Here is an 18,361-nt window from a genome sequence, read left to right as displayed (position 1 = left end):
GGAAAGAGGAGTGAGAAGATGCTATTACCAATAAAGTGGTTAAAGGACTATATAAATTCTAATGATGATTCTAGAACTTTGGCTGATGGGCTTACACTTTCTGGATCCCATGTAGAGTCAATAATACCTTTGAATAAAGGAATAGAAAATATCATAGTAGGAAAGATTTTGGCATTAGAAAAACATGAAGATGCGGATAAGCTTCAGATATGTAAAATAGATGTAGGTAATGAAGTGTTAACTATAGTTACTGGAGCTACAAATGTAAATGTAGGAGACTATATTCCTGTAGCCATAGTTGGCTCCAAATTACCAGGAGATGTTACTATTGAAAAAACTAACTTTAGAGGAGTGGATTCCTATGGAATGCTATGTTCTTTAAAGGAACTTGGATATAGTGACAGTGTTATTCCAAAGGAAGTAAGAGATGGTATTTTCATATTAGATAAAGAGTACCCATTGGGATCTTCCATAGTAGATGTTATGGGGTTAGATGGAGATGTTATTGAATTTGAAATTACTCCAAATAGGCCAGACTGCTTAAGTATCATTGGTATGGCAAGGGAAGCAGCAGCTACATTTAAGGTAGAACTTAAAGAGCCAGAGATTAAAATAGAAAATGAAGTAGAAGAAATAAATAAATATTTAGATTCTATAGAAGTAGCATCTGATAATTGTAATAGATATTATGCAAAGGTTGTAAAGGATGTAAGTATTCAAGCATCCCCACTTTGGATGCAAACAAGGCTTATGGAAGCTGGGATAAGGCCTATAAGCAATGTAGTAGATATAACAAACTTTGTTATGTTGGAATATGGTGAGCCCTTACATGCTTTTGATTTGGAAAAAGTAGAAGGTAGAAAGATTATTGTAAGGCAGGCAGATGAAGGGGAAAAACTAATTACCTTAGATGAAGTTGAGAGAGAACTTAGTCCATCGGACTTGGTTATTGCTGATGCTGTAAAAGCTATTGGTATTGCAGGAGTGATGGGTGGTTTGGATAGTGAAATCACTAGAGATACCAAGTATGTTCTGTTAGAAGGAGCTAATTTTAATGGGAAGAGTATCAGACTTACATCAAAGAAATTCGGTTTAAGGTCAGAAGCATCTACAAGATTTGAAAAAGGAATTGATCCAAATCTAGGAAAAACAGCAGTTGACAGAGTTTGTCAATTAATTGAACTAATTGGTGCTGGTACAGTTGTTTCTGGAAATATTGATTTATATAAGGAAAAAAGAGAAGAGAGTACAATAACCCTAAGACCATCTAGAGTTAATAAACTATTAGGTATTGAAATATCTACTGATGCTATGGTTGATTATCTAAATGGTTTGGGATTGAAATCTGAGGTCCTTGGTGGTTTAATCAATGTTGTAATACCAACATTTAGACTTGACCTCGAGTCAGAAGTAGATTTAATTGAAGAGATTGGTAGACTTTATGGTTTTCATAATATAGAAAGCAAACCATTAGTAGGTGTGCTTACCAGAGGTGAAAAGCCATATGAAAAGAGAATTGAAGATAAAACTAAATCAATCCTACAAGGCCTAGGATTTAATGAAGTAATGACTTATTCTTTCATTAGCCCAAAGGCATATGATAAAATTAATCTGCCAGAAGATAGTCCTTTGAGAAAGTATATTAGGCTTTTGAATCCATTGGGAGAAGACTATTCAGTAATGAGGACCACTTTAATTTCAAATATGATGGAGCTACTTAGTAGAAACTACAGTCGTGGAGTGGAAGAAGCCTACTTATATGAAATAGGGAATATATTTTTAGGAAAAGAATTTCCAATAGTTGAATTGCCTGTAGAGAAAAAGGTGCTTTCCTTTGGTATATATGGTAAAAAAGATTTTTACTCATTAAAGGAAGCTGTTAATACTGTTTTGGCACGATTGGGAATAAAAGATGTTGAGTATATTAGAGAAGAGGATAATCCTATTTTCCATCCAGGAAGAACAGCTAAGTTAATCCTAGCTGGTAAGGAATTAGGTACCATTGGTGAAGTCCATATAGATGTTGCACAAAATTACAATATTAAAGATAGAGTATATATTGGACATATTGATTTTGATAGGATAGTTGAATTAACCAATACTGAAATTAAATACAAGGCACTACCTAAGTATCCATCAATGCTTAGAGATTTGGCATTGGTAATGAAGGAGGATGTATTAGTAGGAGATATTCAAAAGACTATCTCAAAGCATGGGAAGGGATTAATTGAGAAAATTGAATTATTCGACATATATACTGGAGATCAAATACCAGATGGTATGAAGAGTGTAGCATATTCTATTACTTATAGATCTTTTGATAGAACCTTAAGGGAAGAGGAAGTTAATATTATCCAACAGGCTATCATAGATGATCTAGAAAATAGTTTTGACGCTAAGCTTAGATCATAAAAAAAGAGTAGAATTATCTACTCTTTTTTCCAAAAAAAGAAGGAAAAACAGAAGTTATGTCGAATATATAGATTATAAACTATAAGGGGGATGAATAAGTTATGACAGAAAAAAAGAAGATTAACATATTAATAGATGGTCGTAACTTTACAGTAGTGGGATCTGATAATGAAGATTATGTTAGAACTCTTGCTGTTTATGTGGATAAGAAGATAAAAGATTTATCATCTAAGAATGACAGACTTTGTCAAACAATGTCAGCTACTTTAGCAGCGTTAAACATAGCAGATGAACTGCATAAGATCAAATCAAAATTAGAAGAATTAGAAGATCAGTCAAAGGATCCCATGGAAAAATACGGAAGTGCAATAGATGAATTAAGAGATGCAAAATCTACTATTGAAAGTCTAGAGAAGCAATGTCAAATGTATAAAGATGATCTACTTAAATCAAAAATGGATACTGAGTATATTACTAAAGAAGCAATTGAATATGAGCAAGCATTAGAACTAAAGGAAAAAGAACTTGCGGATAGTCAAAAGATGATAAAGACTTTACAAGATAAAGTATTTAATAATCAGATTGAACTAATTGAAACGAAGAAGGAATTAGGAGAAGTAATAAGACGATTAGATAATGAGAAAAATATTTTTGCCAAGGAGGAAGTTTAAGCCATTGAATAATAATATAGAATTACTAGCTCCTGTAGGTAGTATGGAATCTCTCCATGCTGCTATACAAAATGGAGCAAATGCTGTGTATTTAGGAGGAAAGCTTTTTAGCGCTAGACATTATGCATCAAATTTTGATTTTGAAGAGCTAAAAGCTGCTGTTAGTTATGCCCATTTAAGAGGAGTTAAAGTATATGTGACTTCTAATATATTGATGGATAATACTGAGATAGAAGAGGTAATAGATTATATAAAATTTCTTTATGAAATAGATGTTGATGCAATAATAGTGCAGGACTTAGGTCTTGCCAATCTTATACTAGAATTGTTTCCAGGACTAGATGTCCATGGAAGTACCCAAATGACCATAAACAATTTGCCTGGCGCAGAGTTTCTTCATGATATGGGCTTCACTAGGGTAGTATTGGCTAGGGAGACACCTATAAATGAAATTAAATATATCCACAAGAACACCCCAATTGAGCTAGAAGCTTTTATTCATGGGGCTCTTTGTGTTTCTTATTCTGGCCAATGTTTAATGAGTAGTATGATTGGTGGAAGAAGTGGAAACAGAGGAAAATGTGCACAACCTTGTAGGATGCCATCTACTTTAGTGGATGATAAGGGCAATGTTATTAAAGAATGGGATAAGAAACATATACTTAGTCCTAGGGATTTAAATACATTGGAAGATATTGAAGAAATAGTTGAAAGTGGGATAATATCATTAAAAATAGAAGGTAGAATGAAAAGACCGGAATATGTGGCTACTGTTGTAAAAAACTATAGAAAAGCATTAGATGAGGGTAGTAAAAACTTATCAATTGAGGATAAGAAAGATGTAGAACAAATATTTAATAGAGGATTTACTAAAGGCTTGATGTTTGGGGACTTTGGTAGAAATTTAGTCACTGTAGATAGACCTGATAACAGAGGGATCTTATTAGGCAAAGTTTCTAGGGCAGATAAATATAATGTATTTATCTTGCTTGAAGAGGACATAGATGAAGGAGATGGAATGGAATTTATCACTGTAAATGGTGAATATAAAGGTATAAAGGCTCCATTCTCTGGGAAAAAGGGTACTACAATGAAAATAGAAAAACCTGGATATATATTAAATGATTCTTTAGTATATAAGACTTCCAGTGTAAAGCTATTAAATGATTCTAAGGCGAGTTACCAAGCAGAAAGAATAAAAAATCCTATAGATATGGAAATAAATATAAACATAGATGAAAATCCAAAATTAATGATTATGTATAGGGGAAAGATGGTTACTGCCATTGCAGAATCCAAAGTAGAAAGATCTGAAAGGGTATCTCTTACAAAGGAAAAGGTAATTGAACAATTATCAAAGCTGGGTGATACTACTTATAGCCTAAATAATATAAGTATTAATCTTGATGAAGGAGCATATCTTCCAGTATCTACACTGAATCTCCTAAGACGAGATGCTATTGAAAAATTAGATAAACTAGTAGAAAAGACTAATCATAGAAAAGCTATAGACTCTAAGGAGTATGAAGAGAAAAAGAAAAGCTTTTTTAAATTCACTAAGGATAGGAAAGATACGGATAATAAAATCAGCGTAAGAGTTAATAGTATGGATCAATTTAATCAACTTGATCTAGATAAATTAGATAGAGTATATTTAGCTTTCTATGAAAATTTAGAAAAGGCAGTTAATAAAGTAAAAGAACAGGATAAAGAAATTTATATCTGGACTGATAAAATACTATATCAAGAGGGATTAGACAATTTAGGTGAAATCATTGAGACTGTAGAGAAAGAAATTGATGGTATATCTGTTTCAAATCTTGGAAGTCTAAAATATATGCAAGATAGATTTGATTTAAAGATTCATGGAGACATTGGGCTTAATGTATTTAATAACTTTACATTAGATTATCTTGAGAAAATTGGTCTTGGCAGTATAACATTATCGCCAGAATTAAATCTAAATCAAATTAAGAAGATTAACGAAGATTCAGCTGCTTTAACTGAAGCTATTGTCTATGGATATTTACCAGTTATGGTTACAAAGCACTGTCCTATGTCTTTGGTTAAGGGATGTAAAAATGATAAGGCTTGTGGAAGCTGCCAGTATGCTAAGGGATATGGAATAAAAGATAGAATGAATGTTACATTTAAGATGGATAGAAGAGATGGATTTACAAATATTTACAACTCTGTTCCACTAATGGTACTAGATAGTTTAAAACAGATTTACAATAACGGAATATCCATGGCAAGATTAGATTTTACCATGGAGTCAAAAAACATTAGAAATATACAAAGAGCCTTCTATGACTATAGTAAGGGTGTAATAGATGATAATGCTGCAAGAGAATTTATAGAAAGTTTTAGAGAAAATACAAGTATTACAAATGGCCACTATTTTAGAGGTGTAATGTAAATGAGGTGAATATATGAATGCAAAGACTTTAAAGGCATTAGAGTATAATAAGATTATTGAAATTCTAATTGGAAAAGCAGAATCACAATTAGGTAAGGATAAGATAAAAGAAATAGAACCTTTAACTAATATTGAAGAAATAGAGTATCTTCAAAGAGAAACAGAAGAGGCATATTCTCTTATGCTTAAGAGAGGTAATCCTCCTCTTTATGGTATTCACAGTATTGCTCCTGAGGTTAAGAGGGTAGAAATAGGTGGTTCCCTTAGTCCGGGAGGATTACTTAAGGTATCGGATTCTCTGAGGGTGTCTAGAGGCTTGAAAGGATATATTAAGGAGTCAAAGGATGATAAAGCTTCAGCATTTCCTATAATCGAAGGATTAGTAGAGGATCTTAGGATATTTAAACATATTGAAGATGAAATAAATAATGCTATTATATCTGAGAACGATATATCTGATAATGCTAGCTCTACATTGAGAAATGTAAGAAGACAAATAATCAGTAAAAATGAGTCTATAAAAGACAAGTTAAACTCTATAATAAATTCTCAATCCAATAAAAAATACCTACAAGATAATATCGTAACCATGCGTGAAGGTAGGTATGTAATACCAGTTAAATCCGAGAACCGAGGGCAAGTACCTGGATTAGTTCATGATATGAGTTCAAGTGGAGCAACTATATTTGTTGAGCCTATGGTTATAGTTAATTTAAACAACGAACTTAAAGAGCTAGAATTAAAGGAAAGAGAAGAGATAGAGAGAATTCTTAGAGAACTATCAAACTTAGTAGCACAGGAAGCTGAAAGTATATTAAATAATCAAAAAATCCTTCAGGACTTAGATAGTATCTTTGCTAAAGGAAAATTAGCTCTAGATATGAAAGCCACTAGACCAATCTTGAATGAGAAGGGTTATATAAATATTAAAAAAGGCAGACATCCTATATTGGATGTAAAGAAAGTTGTGCCAATAGATGTATATATGGGAAAAGAGTTTAATTCTCTAATAATCACAGGACCAAATACTGGAGGTAAAACAGTTACACTAAAGACTGTAGGCTTGCTTACCTTGATGGCTCAATCTGGACTTCATATTCCTGCTGATTTTAATTCTGAGATAGCTATATTTAATCAAGTATTTGCAGATATTGGAGATGAGCAAAGTATTGAGCAATCCCTATCAACTTTTTCATCCCATATGGTAAATATTGTGGACATATTGGATAAGGTTGAATATAATAGTTTAATATTATTTGATGAACTTGGTGCTGGAACTGATCCAACTGAGGGTGCAGCTCTTGCCATGTCAATATTGGACCGTTTATTAAAGTTAAACGTTAGAACTATTGCTACAACTCACTATAGCCAATTAAAGATATATGCACTAACTACTGAAAAGGTGAGAAATGCATCAGTAGAGTTTGATGTAGAGACTTTAAGCCCTACTTACAAATTACTTATTGGAGTGCCAGGGAAGTCAAATGCCTTTGAAATATCTAAGAGGCTTGGATTACAGGAATATATTATAGACTATGCTAGGGAGTTAATTTCCAATGAAAATGTAGAATTTGAAGATGTACTACAGGCTATGGAAAAGGATAGATTAGCTACTGAGGAAAATAGAGCTGAGGCTGAAAAGTATAGACTAGAAGTTGCAAGACTAAAGGAAGACTTAGCTGTAGAAAAAGATAAAACAAAGGAAATGAGAGACAAGATTCTTCAAAAAGCTAAGGAAGATGCAAGAAACATCCTAAGAGTAGCAAAAGAAGATGCTGACTCTTTAGTAGGCGAACTAAGAGAAATATCATCTGAAATTGAAAAGGATAGAAATAAAAAGATTCAGGAAGCACAGGATAAGTTAAAGGCCAAATTAAATATAGCAGAGGGAGAAGTATCTGCTAATGTTTTAAATGTAAAAGCCAAAAAACCACCGAAGAATCTTAAGGCTGGTGAAACTGTAGAGGTATTGACTTTTGGTCAAAAGGGAACAGTTCTTGAAGACCCTGATGATAATGGGAATGTTAGAATTCAGGTAGGTATAATGAAAATAACAGCTCATATAACTACCTTAAGGCGAGCAAATTCAGATGAAGAGGAGAGAGTTCGCGGATCTAACAAAACAATAATGAGCTCCAAATCTAAGGACATAAGTACAGAAATTGATTTAAGAGGAAAAAACCTAGATGAAGCTTTCCTTGAATTGGATAAATACTTGGATAATGCATATATTGCTGGATTAAAGCAAATAAATATAATCCATGGCAAAGGAACGGGAGTCCTAAGAGATGGAATAAAAGGTTATCTAAGAGGACATAAGCATGTTAGAACATCTAGGTTAGGTGTATATGGTGAAGGCGGAGACGGAGTTACAATAGTTGAAGTTAAATAAGTGATTTATAAAAAGTCTTAAAAAAGATGCGTTTCATAACTGATAAATCAGTTATGAAGCGCATCTTTTTATTTAGACACTATCTTTTGAAATAGCTCATCTATCTATACAATAAATATTGTTGGCAGATAAGCTAAAGGATCTATAAATAGTATTTTGATACATTTTTTCATATCAAAACTAGGGATACATAAATTGCCATTTTATGATATTATTATAATATTAGGTGGTGATTTAGTGAGAATAGGAAAATTCGCTGAAAGTAACAATCTTACAATAGATACTGTTAGGCATTATATGGAGTTGGGATTGATTATACCTGAAATGCAGGGAGGACAATATCATTTTGATGATAGATGCAAATCAGATCTAGAAGATATTTTGAACCTAAAAGATATGAGATTTACATTAAATGAAATAAAGGCTATACTCATATTTCGAAGGTTTGGAAATCTCACTCCATATGAACAAAATCAATATTATAAAACATTTTTTGATAATAAATATAAGAGTATAGAACAGGAAATAGGTAATCTTAAAGAAATTAGAGATAATCTTAAATTTGAAATACAGGAGTTAAACAATTGTAAAGAAAAACCTAGAAATAAAATTGGTATTGATTTTAGAAATTTGAATATATTTAAATGTTTGCAATGCAAAGATGATTTAATTCTCTTAAAAGGAAATATAGATAAAAATAAAGTAATTGATGGGGTTTTAAAATGCAAGTGTGGAGTGGAGTATAATATTGAAGATGGGATATTGATAATTAACGATGAGTTAAATCATAATGGATTTCAATTTGACTCTAATTATATAGAAGAATATATAAGCTCAACGGATATTGAATATTTAGATAATATGTATAAAAATTTAGAGTTGGTTTGTAAAAAAATAGATTTTGATGATTTTAAAAATAAAACAATATTAGAATTGGGATCTGGTGTTGGTTTTTTCTTAAGAAATATTTATAATGAACTGCCTGAGGATTCAATTTATATAGCTATTGATAATGATTTAGGCAGACATAAGTTTTTGAAAGGGATGCTGGAGACTATAGAATGCAATAAGAATATAATTTTCATATGTTCTGATTTTACCAAAATTCCTATACAAGATAAATCAATAGATGTTCTTGTTGATATTTCTGGAAGCAGTAATTATGCATTCTATAATGAGCATTTCTTATTAAACAAAATAGATAATTATGTTAAAAAGATTGCCTGTTTAATAGGTTCTTATATAATATTTAAAAATTTCAGTGTAAATAGTAAAATAGATGATAAATACAAAAAAGAGTTTATTCTAAATAATATAAAAGAAAAAATAAAAAATCTAGACTATAAGCCTATTTATGATAAACAATCCAGATCTTTAGAGAAGGGTGGAAGATACGAGGATTATTTTGTAAAAGGTGAAGAAGTATACTATTATTTTTATTATGGAAAAAGATAGGGTTGACCCTATCTTTAATTATATGTACAAATAAAAAGAATGAGAAAAGATATTGACATGGGCTATTGACTATTATTTAGGATGTTGTAGAGGAGTCTAAGGGAGGAGATTGTTTGAAAATGTCAATTAGCATTTTTATAAGTTATTTAGCATTGTATTTAGTGATTTATCTGCACGAGATTGGTCATGCACTTCTTTATTACAAATATGGATGTAAGAAGAACTGGTGGCAGGTAACTGTAAAGCCATATTTATTTTTCTCTACGCCTCTACCTGTTGATATGGAAAAGGCAAGATTACTAAATCGAAAACAAAATATTTTTATTGCATCTGGAGGAATTGGGATTAATTTAATTTTTGCTATGCTTACATTTCTTATTTTGCAAAGGATAAATCAAAACTATTATATTGGTTTATTTTTGCATCAATTTTTAACATTACACTTAGGTGAAGCTGTAAGTTATCTTATTATAGGTAATGTTTATTTAGTGAGCGATATGGAAGTAATAGCAAAATCAAAAGCAATCTTGAGACCACTCTATTTTGTATTTGGATTGTTTGTTGGACTTTTTTATATGCTGTTCTTAATCGGTATGCCTGAAGAATACAAGTCTATAATAGTTGCATTTAATGCTATGACAATTCTATGTATGGGTGTAGGTCGAATAGTATTTACAGTGATTCATAACAAAAGACTTAATAATCACCAATATGACAATTAGTTAGGTAAATTAAATAAGGGAAATTGTTGTTTTGGGATGTGAGTGAATAGCAATAGTATTAAAAAGTATATATTAATAGAATATTTTTAAATAAACCTTGTATTTATCTATCTAATATTGTATATTATATAGTAATAATTATATAACAATTCGTAGATTGAGAGAGTAAGGTATTTACCGTGGAAAAGCGAGCTGGGTTGGTGGAAGCCAGTACATAGGAAATATTTGAAGAGAACTCAGGAGAATATATCTGAAATGAGTAGGATATTACGCTAGTAGCGTTAAAATTTCGAGTGGGCATATATTATGCCAACAAGAGTGGTATCACGGGTTAGCTCTCGTCTCTTATTTTAGAGACGGGAGCTTTACTATTTTAAGGAGGTTGGGAAGATGTTAAATTTTAGAGAAGAAGTTGTTAAATTAATTCAGTCTGAAGTAGATGCTCTTACAGAAGAAGAAATATCTTCTTTAATAGAAGTGCCGCCATCATATGATATGGGTGATTACGCTTTTCCGGTATTTAGGTTAGCAAAAGCTTTTAGAAAGGCACCACCAGTTATTGCTGAGGAGTTAGCAGGAAAATTTGGGGATAATAAGTACTTTGAAAAGATAGAAAATAATGGACCATATCTAAATTTCTTTATTAATAAAGATAAACTTACTGAAAGTACTTTAAATGAGATTAAGGAAAAACAGACTAAGTACGGTTCTTCTGATATGGGAAATGGTAAAACTGTTATAGTTGAGTATTCATCACCAAATATCGCAAAGCCCTTCCATATAGGGCATATTAGAACAACTGTTATAGGAAATGCCTTATATAAGATATATACTTTCCTTGGATTTGATACAGTTGCTATTAATCACTTAGGGGATTATGGTACTCAATTTGGTATGCTTATTTCTGCATATAAGAAATGGGGCGATAGGAAAGCAATAGAAGCTGATCCTATAAATGAACTATTAAAACTATATGTTAGATTTAATGCAGAAGCTGAAGAAAAGGAAGAACTAAGAGATGAAGCTAGATACTGGTTTAAGGAATTAGAAAATGGCAATGAAGAAGCAGTAGCATTATGGGAATGGATTAGAGAGATAAGCTTACAAGAATTCAATAAGGTATATGATATGTTGAATATTAAATTTGATTCCTATGCTGGTGAATCCTTTTATTCTGACAAAATGCCTGCAGTAATCGAAGAATTAAAATCAAAAAATCTGTTAAAAGAATCAGATGGTGCATATTTAGTAGATTTGGAAGAGCATGGAATGCCACCAGCGCTTATAATGAAGAGTGATGGATCTACATTATATACTACAAGGGATATTGCAGCTGCTTTCTACAGGAAGAAAACATATGATTTCTATAAAAACATATATGTAGTAGCTTCTCAACAAAATCTTCATTTTAAAGCTTGGATGAAAGTAATAGAACTTATGGGGCATGAATGGGCAAAAGATTGTATCCATATTCCATTTGGAATGGTAAGTCTAGAAGATGGGACTTTATCTACTAGAAAAGGAAGAGTTGTATTCCTGGAGGATGTCCTAAATAAGGCAGTCAATAATACCCTCAATATAATAAATGAAAGAAATCCAAAACTAGAAAATAAAGATGAAGTAGCAAAACAAGTCGGTATAGGTGCAGTAATATTCCAAGAATTATTTAATCAAAGAATTAAAGATTATGTATTCTCTTGGGATAAGACCTTAAGTTTTGAAGGTGAAACTGGTCCTTATGTTCAATATACTCATGCAAGGATAAATTCACTTCTTGAAAGAGGAGAGTTTAATATAGATGACAATGTGGACTATAGCCTTTTAAGTACTGAAGAAGAGATAAATATTTCTAGACTTTTATATGATTTCCCAAGGGTAGTAGTAGATTCTATGGAAAAGAATGAACCGTATTTTATTACTAGACATATAATTGAAATAGCAAAGGCTTATAATAAATTCTATAATGCATGCCAAATAATTGTAGAGGATGTAGAATTAAAGAAAGCAAGACTTATGTTATCCTTTGCAGCTAAAACTGTTTTAAAGACAGGATTAGACTTACTTGGGATGAAAGCACCAGAAAGAATGTAGATATATGGAAATAATAGATCTAGAACAATTGTTGTTAAATGTATTTAAAGAAGACTTTAATAGAAATAAGAGATATAGTTATATATCACAATTAACTGTAATTGCAATAAAGGCATTAATGCCTATGGTAGATGAACATGGAATTAGGATAGACTATACTAGATTTGTAGAAGAATTAAAGCTATGGGTAAGTTACAGGAATGGTGAGAACTCTTCCTTGCTGAATACACAAGGAAGAGTAAATCCCGATATATATTGGAAAGAAAAAGATGATTCAATCATTAGTAGGATAATACCATTGGTATTAGTAAATCAGGAATATAGGGTAATTGAGGAAGAAGTAATAAAAAATGTAATGTTTTCAACAGGGAATTTGCAAAGTCTTTTTGATTCAATATATACTGGATACTTACTATATTTAGTCCTTAATAAGGAAGAAAATATAATAGACAAGCTTAAGGAAAATGCTATTGGCTTTTCTCAAAGAGAGTTTATAGATAAATATAAAAAGTATTATAGAATTGAAATATTAGATTATCCAGGAAAATTTAAAATAGAATTTGAAAAAGAAAGAATACATTTGTTAAATACTCTAAATGGAATTAAAAGCAATAGATTTGTATATTTAGAAGATTGCATAGATGTGTTGAACAAGGTAGAGCTAGAGACTTTTATAGGTAGCATCCTATATGATTTTATGTATTTGCAAAATCGAGAATATGATATTCCGAAGTTTTATACTAATCTTGGAAATTATGTTTTAAGACTACGAAAGTCTAGAATAGACCCTGCTCAATTGGTAATAAAGGAATATATTTTGCCAGATGTTTTTTCTTATACTGAGGGTGAGATATTTTTTCATTCCTTACTTGGTGATACAAAAGTAATAAAAAAAGAAGTAAAGGGCAATAGCCTTACTTCTCTAGTCCAGACAAAAACTGGTATGTACTTATTTAAAAGATAGACCCTTATATGGGTCTATTTCTTTAAATATTCTAGGAAATCTTTTTCGCCAATTTCCGCCAAAGAACTTAGCTCCTCAACTATACTATCTTTTAAAGCTAAAAAATCATCTATTTTAGTATTGTTGCCTGTATACTCCAAGGCCTCAATAATTAAAAGCATATCATCCTTAGACATTTCTTGAATAGAAATCTTATCAAACTCTCTCATGGATTATCTCCTTCCTCTTGTATTATACAATCTATTCTATAAGAATTTTGTCAAAAGTTCAATGGTTAATCTAAATATTTACTTATTTTATGGTGTATAAGACTAAAAAGTAGTGTTATAATGTATTTAATACAAAAAAAGGAAGGTATATAGATGAATGTAATATTAACTACATTGAATTCCAAATTTATTCACTCTTGTTTAGCCATTAGATATTTAAAGGAATTTGTTTCTGATATAATTGAAGCAGAAATAAAAGAATATACAATAAATCAAAGCTTAGATTCTATAGTTTCAGATTTATATAAGAGCAATCCAGATATTATAGGGTTCTCTACTTACATATGGAATTTATCAGAGACTTTAGAGATAGCACAAACCTTAAAAATTGTGAATCCTAAGATAAAGATAATGCTAGGTGGACCAGAAGTTTCTTTTGATGGGGAGAAGATTATTGAGGACAATCCCTTTGTTGATTTTATAGTATATGGTGAGGGAGAAGAGACCTTTAGGGAATTAATAGGGAATCTGATGGATAATAATGAAGATTATGCTAATATAAAGGGATTAATTTATAATCAAGAGAATAGAATTATTAAAAACTCTCCAAGACCTTTGATTAAGGACTTAAATATACTACCATCACCCTATAAAGACTTAGGTAATGAATTTGAAAACAAAATAATATACTTTGAAAGCTCTAGGGGATGTCCCTTCAATTGTGAATTTTGTTTATCATCAACCATTAAAGGGGTAAGGTATTTTGAAATAGAGAGAGTAAAGGAAGAGTTAAACAATTTAATAGAAGCTAAAGTAAGGCAGGTCAAATTTGTAGATAGAACCTTCAACGCAAATAAGGAATATGCAATAGAGATAATGAATTTTATTATAGATAAGAATCCAGAAAATATTAATTTTCATTTCGAGGTCACAGCACATTTACTGGATCGAGAGATGATGGACTTCTTATCCACTGTAAAGGAAGGCCTATTTCAATTTGAAGTAGGTGTGCAGTCAACTAATGTGGACACAATAGAGGCAATTGGGAGAATTACTGATTTTAATAAACTAAGAGAAATCACTAAGGAGATAAAATCATATAAAAACATTCATCAACATTTAGACCTAATTGCTGGACTTCCTTACGAAGGATATAGTTCATTTAAGAAATCATTTAATGATGTATATGAAATTAGACCTGAGAAGATACAATTAGGATTTTTAAAATTACTAAAGGGTTCGGGCCTAAGAAAAGATCAAGACAAATATGGATTTATGTATTTAGATAAGCCACCATATGAGATATTAGAGAATGATTTTATAAAATATATGGATATACTTAAATTAAAATCTATAGAAGATTTAGTAGATAAATATTATAATGAAGGGTATTTTGAAAATTCTTTAGAATATATAGTCATTAATCATTATGACAATGCATTTGATTTCTATGAGGATTTCTCTTTGTTCTGGGAAGCAAATGAATATAATAAAGTTTCCAACAGTAGAAATAGATTATATGAAATATTAATAGAGTTTTATAAACATAAAGAGTTTCATGATCTTAATGTATTTATTGAACTGTTAAGGTTTGATTTTATTAAAAACAATAAAGATTCTAAAATGCCTATAGGTATGAAGCCTGTTGAAGGAGATTTAGATCAAAAGAGTATTCATGAAATATTAAAGGATGAAAGAGTAATTAGAGAATATTTGAAAGAGTACGAAGACATACCAACTAAAAAAGTAATTAAGAATGTAGCTTTTGGAACATTTGAAGTTGACATTTTTAAAATAATTAATAATGGCTATAATTATAAGGATGAAGATAATCAAGTAAATATATTATTCCATTATCAAAAGGGAGTAATAAATAGATGTAAGACCTATGATATTAGCCATATAATAAAGGAGCTGATTTAATTGGAAATTTTACAAGATTTTTTATTAATCAATAAAAAAACTATAAAGAAGACAATCACTAGTCTATTAAGTAATTTGCCTATTATTCTTACTGGAATCGTATATATAGCAATAAATCTTGTTATATATAGAGTTGTCTTGACTTTGTTTACAGGGGTATTATCCATATTTGCTGGAATCATTTTAGCTATATTTAGTGCAAGTATGATTTCCAACTATTTATATCTACTATTTAATATAATAAATTATAATAAAATAACATTTCAAGATTTTAAAGATGGATTTAAATATTTTCTTAGAAAGATATATACGATATTTTTCTTTGCTTGGATAGGAAGCTTCTTATTAGATACTGTTACTAGAATTTTAGGACCAAATGGCGTTTACCTAAGTATAATCGTTAGTATCTCAGTATTAGTTATACTGAATGCTTTGCCAGAGACGCTGTATTTAAAGACTTTAGAACCTATGGATAGTATAATGTATGCAGTTGATTTTATGAAGGAAAATTGGTTAAACTGGTTGATACCCAATGTAGTACTATATATAGCTTTGTTTTTTCTGACTGGCAGCATTATAACGGATTTATTTGCTACTCATATATTTACAGCATTTAGTTTAGATATAGTAGGCATTATAAAGTATTTATTAGGGCAAGGAATATTTTCTTTCCTAATGATTTATAGAGGGCATTTGTATAAGCTTTTAAGTACTAGTACTAGAAGAAAAAGAATGTATATGAATAAATTTTAAATAGAAGGTGGATATATGGATATTATTAATGATTATTTTAAAAAGAAAACAGATAAAGTTACTTTTGTTGAATTAAAGGAGGAAGCAGTAGTAGATATTAAAGGATATCCTAGAGATAAGCTTATTCCTTTACCTATATTAACTGATGTCCTTGTTAGTGAAATAAAAGAAGGGAATCTAGAAGACGAAATCAATTTAACTCATATAATAGATGGGATTATTTATTTGATGGGTGTAGACGAAGACTTTCTTCATATAGAAGAGTATAAGGATATACTTATGGCGTTCACCCATAATGTTGAAGAATATATATTTTATCAAGGGATTAGGCTATTAGATAATAATGATTATGATAATGGTGCTGTTTTGTTTAGAGCACTAAAATTTATTAATCCTGAGAATATTAATGGAATATTTAATTATTCTCTTGCGTTAGAAGAAATAGCAAAGCAATATTTTGAGAAGGAAGAAGAGGAAGAGGCCATTGAATTTTTGAATAAATCCACTGGGGAATTAGAAACTATATTAGATTTAGATAATAGCTATCCATTGGCTTACTATAAGTTAGGCTATCATTATAGGTTTTTTGAGCAATATTTGAAAGCAAAACTTATATGGACAAAGTATTTGACTTTAGATAAGGACGAGCTTAGACTACAAGAAATAAGAGAAGAGATCGATCTTATAGAAAATGATGTAGCAATAGAGTCGGGGCTTACTTATTTATCTCATGGTCAATTTGACAAAGCTTTGGAAGTATTTTTAAAACTATTGCCTAGTTACAATAAATGGTGGGAACTTAAGTATTTTATAGGTGCTTGTTATAAAGGTCTTGCTGATTACGAGATTGCTATTGATTATTTCTATGAGGCATTGGAACTTAATAAAGAAGTATCTGATATTTATAATGAGTTGGGTATTTGCCTCTATTCAATAGGGGATATAGATAAAGCAATTGATGTATTTACTGAAGGAATTGAGAATATTACCGATGATTATAAGCTTTTATTTAATAGAGGACTAGGATATATGCAGTTAGGGCAATTAAAGAATGCTTATATAGATATAAGTAAAGCAGTCACCTTAAATCCACAGGATGAGAACATGATCATTCAAAAGGAAAGATTAGAGGAATTATTATAATAATATTATTATTTGGAGGGACAATTATGACAATTAAAAGATTGGAAGAATTACTAGAATTAAAAAACAAAGGAAAAATGAAACTAGCAGTAGTAGCTTCTCATGATGAAGAAGTGCTTGAAGCAGTGGTGGAGAGCTGTAAGTTGGGAATATCAGAGCCTATACTTATTGGAGACAAGGAAAAGACTATTGCAATTGCTCGTGAAAAAGGATTGGATATTAGTGAATTCAAAATAATAGATGAAAAAGACCTAAATTTGGCAGCAGAAATTGGGGTTAAAATGGTTTCTAATGGAGAAGCTAATTTTATAATGAAAGGATTAGTAGATACATCTATACTATTAAAAGCAGTATTGAATAAGGAATGGGGACTTAGGACTGACTCCCTACTGTCTCATGTAATGGTATATCAGATACCTAACTATGAGAAGTTAATATGTTTAACAGATGGTGGGATGAATTTACAACCAACATTAGAAGATAAGGTTAAGATTATAGAGAATGCTGTTATAGTAGTAAAGTCATTAGGAAGAGAAGAAGTTAAAGTAGCTTGTTTGGCAGCTAAGGAAAAGGTAGACCCAAAGATGATAGCCACAGTAGAAGCAAATGAATTAAAGATTATGAGTGAAAATGGCAAATTCTCTGAAGGAACTATAGTTGATGGACCAATGGCATTAGACTTAGCAGTATCTTCTGCCTCTGCTGCAATTAAGGGATATAAATCTCCAGTAGCAGGAGATGCAGATATTCTTTTAGTTCCAAATATTGAAATGGGTAATGGAATTGGTAAGAGTATTACTTATTTTGCTGAGGGTAAATCTGCAGGAATAGTAATGGGTGCTAAAGCTCCTATAGTTTTAGTATCAAGAGCAGATGATCATGAAACAAAACTATATTCTATAGCCCTAGGAAGTGCAGTAGCAGCAAATGTAAGATAATGAATAACTAGTAGTGTAAAGTGAATGGTGGATTAAAGCTGTAAACTTTTTTGAAAAAGGTATTGACTTTGTATTAAAAAACATGTATTATAATAAAAGTCGGCTGCGACATTGAGCAAAACAAATCAGATTAAAGATTTTAAAAAGTTCAAAAAAACAGTTGACTTTAGTAAGAAAAGAGAGTATTATAGTAAAAGTCGGCTGAGACATTAAACAAACTTAAATCAAAAACGATTTAAAAAAAGTTTAAAAAAACAGTTGACAGCAAA

13 protein-coding genes and 1 other annotated feature are annotated in these 18,361 nt (G+C 30.6%); of the genes, 12 read left to right on the top strand and 1 reads right to left on the bottom strand.

The window, feature by feature from the left end; translation table 11 throughout:
* Positions 1–18: 18 nt before the first annotated feature.
* From pheT to RIN63_RS07610, 8 genes are all read left to right on the top strand, one after another.
* Positions 19–2,412, top strand: coding sequence for a phenylalanine--tRNA ligase subunit beta (pheT, locus tag RIN63_RS07645; protein ID WP_310444125.1), 2,394 nt, complete (start codon positions 19–21; stop codon positions 2,410–2,412).
* A 101-nt stretch (positions 2,413–2,513) separates the two neighbouring features.
* Complete coding sequence (gene zapA, locus RIN63_RS07640; protein ID WP_310444124.1) at positions 2,514–3,083, top strand: cell division protein ZapA; 570 nt, start codon at positions 2,514–2,516, stop codon at positions 3,081–3,083.
* A gap of 4 nt (positions 3,084–3,087) precedes the next feature.
* Positions 3,088–5,502 (top strand): DUF3656 domain-containing protein, encoded by a 2,415-nt coding sequence (locus RIN63_RS07635; RefSeq protein WP_310444123.1) that lies wholly within the window; start codon positions 3,088–3,090, stop codon positions 5,500–5,502.
* A gap of 13 nt (positions 5,503–5,515) precedes the next feature.
* Positions 5,516–7,894, top strand: a complete 2,379-nt coding sequence (locus RIN63_RS07630; protein WP_310444122.1) for an endonuclease MutS2 — start codon at positions 5,516–5,518, stop codon at positions 7,892–7,894.
* 237 nt (positions 7,895–8,131) lie between these two features.
* Positions 8,132–9,349 (top strand): MerR family transcriptional regulator, encoded by a 1,218-nt coding sequence (locus RIN63_RS07625; RefSeq protein WP_310444121.1) that lies wholly within the window; start codon positions 8,132–8,134, stop codon positions 9,347–9,349.
* 113 nt (positions 9,350–9,462) lie between these two features.
* Positions 9,463–10,071, top strand: coding sequence for a hypothetical protein (locus RIN63_RS07620; protein ID WP_310444120.1), 609 nt, complete (start codon positions 9,463–9,465; stop codon positions 10,069–10,071).
* 144 nt (positions 10,072–10,215) lie between these two features.
* Positions 10,216–10,420 (top strand) — a binding site (T-box leader).
* A 41-nt stretch (positions 10,421–10,461) separates the two neighbouring features.
* Positions 10,462–12,162 carry an arginine--tRNA ligase gene (gene argS, locus RIN63_RS07615; RefSeq protein WP_310444119.1) on the top strand — a complete coding sequence of 567 codons (1,701 nt, stop codon included), beginning with the start codon at positions 10,462–10,464 and terminating at the stop codon, positions 12,160–12,162.
* A gap of 4 nt (positions 12,163–12,166) precedes the next feature.
* Entirely contained in the window at positions 12,167–13,126 is a 960-nt protein-coding gene (locus RIN63_RS07610; protein WP_310444118.1) for a hypothetical protein, read from the top strand.
* Between the two features lie 14 nt (positions 13,127–13,140).
* On the opposite strand, the gene RIN63_RS07605 is transcribed toward RIN63_RS07610, so the two are convergent.
* Positions 13,141–13,335: a hypothetical protein gene (locus RIN63_RS07605; protein ID WP_310444117.1), complete on the bottom strand. Its 195-nt coding sequence runs from the start codon at positions 13,333–13,335 to the stop codon at positions 13,141–13,143.
* 153 nt (positions 13,336–13,488) lie between these two features.
* On the opposite strand from RIN63_RS07605, the gene RIN63_RS07600 reads away from it, so the two are divergent.
* The 4 genes from RIN63_RS07600 to RIN63_RS07585 are packed head-to-tail and all read left to right on the top strand — an operon-like array spanning position 13,489 to position 18,092.
* The gene (locus tag RIN63_RS07600; RefSeq protein WP_310444116.1) at positions 13,489–15,258 is read left to right on the top strand and encodes a DUF4080 domain-containing protein; all 1,770 of its coding nucleotides are present in this window, start codon (positions 13,489–13,491) and stop codon (positions 15,256–15,258) included.
* Positions 15,259–16,011: a hypothetical protein gene (locus tag RIN63_RS07595; RefSeq protein WP_310444115.1), complete on the top strand. Its 753-nt coding sequence runs from the start codon at positions 15,259–15,261 to the stop codon at positions 16,009–16,011.
* Between the two features lie 15 nt (positions 16,012–16,026).
* Positions 16,027–17,154: a tetratricopeptide repeat protein gene (locus RIN63_RS07590; RefSeq protein WP_310444114.1), complete on the top strand. Its 1,128-nt coding sequence runs from the start codon at positions 16,027–16,029 to the stop codon at positions 17,152–17,154.
* A 26-nt stretch (positions 17,155–17,180) separates the two neighbouring features.
* Complete coding sequence (locus RIN63_RS07585; RefSeq protein ID WP_310444113.1) at positions 17,181–18,092, top strand: bifunctional enoyl-CoA hydratase/phosphate acetyltransferase; 912 nt, start codon at positions 17,181–17,183, stop codon at positions 18,090–18,092.
* Positions 18,093–18,361: the final 269 nt, after the last annotated feature.

Origin of the sequence: Tissierella sp. (assembly GCF_031460495.1) — a bacterium.
Lineage (GTDB): Bacteria > Bacillota > Clostridia > Tissierellales > Tissierellaceae > JAVKTS01.
This window is presented reverse-complemented; position numbering and strand designations above follow the sequence as displayed.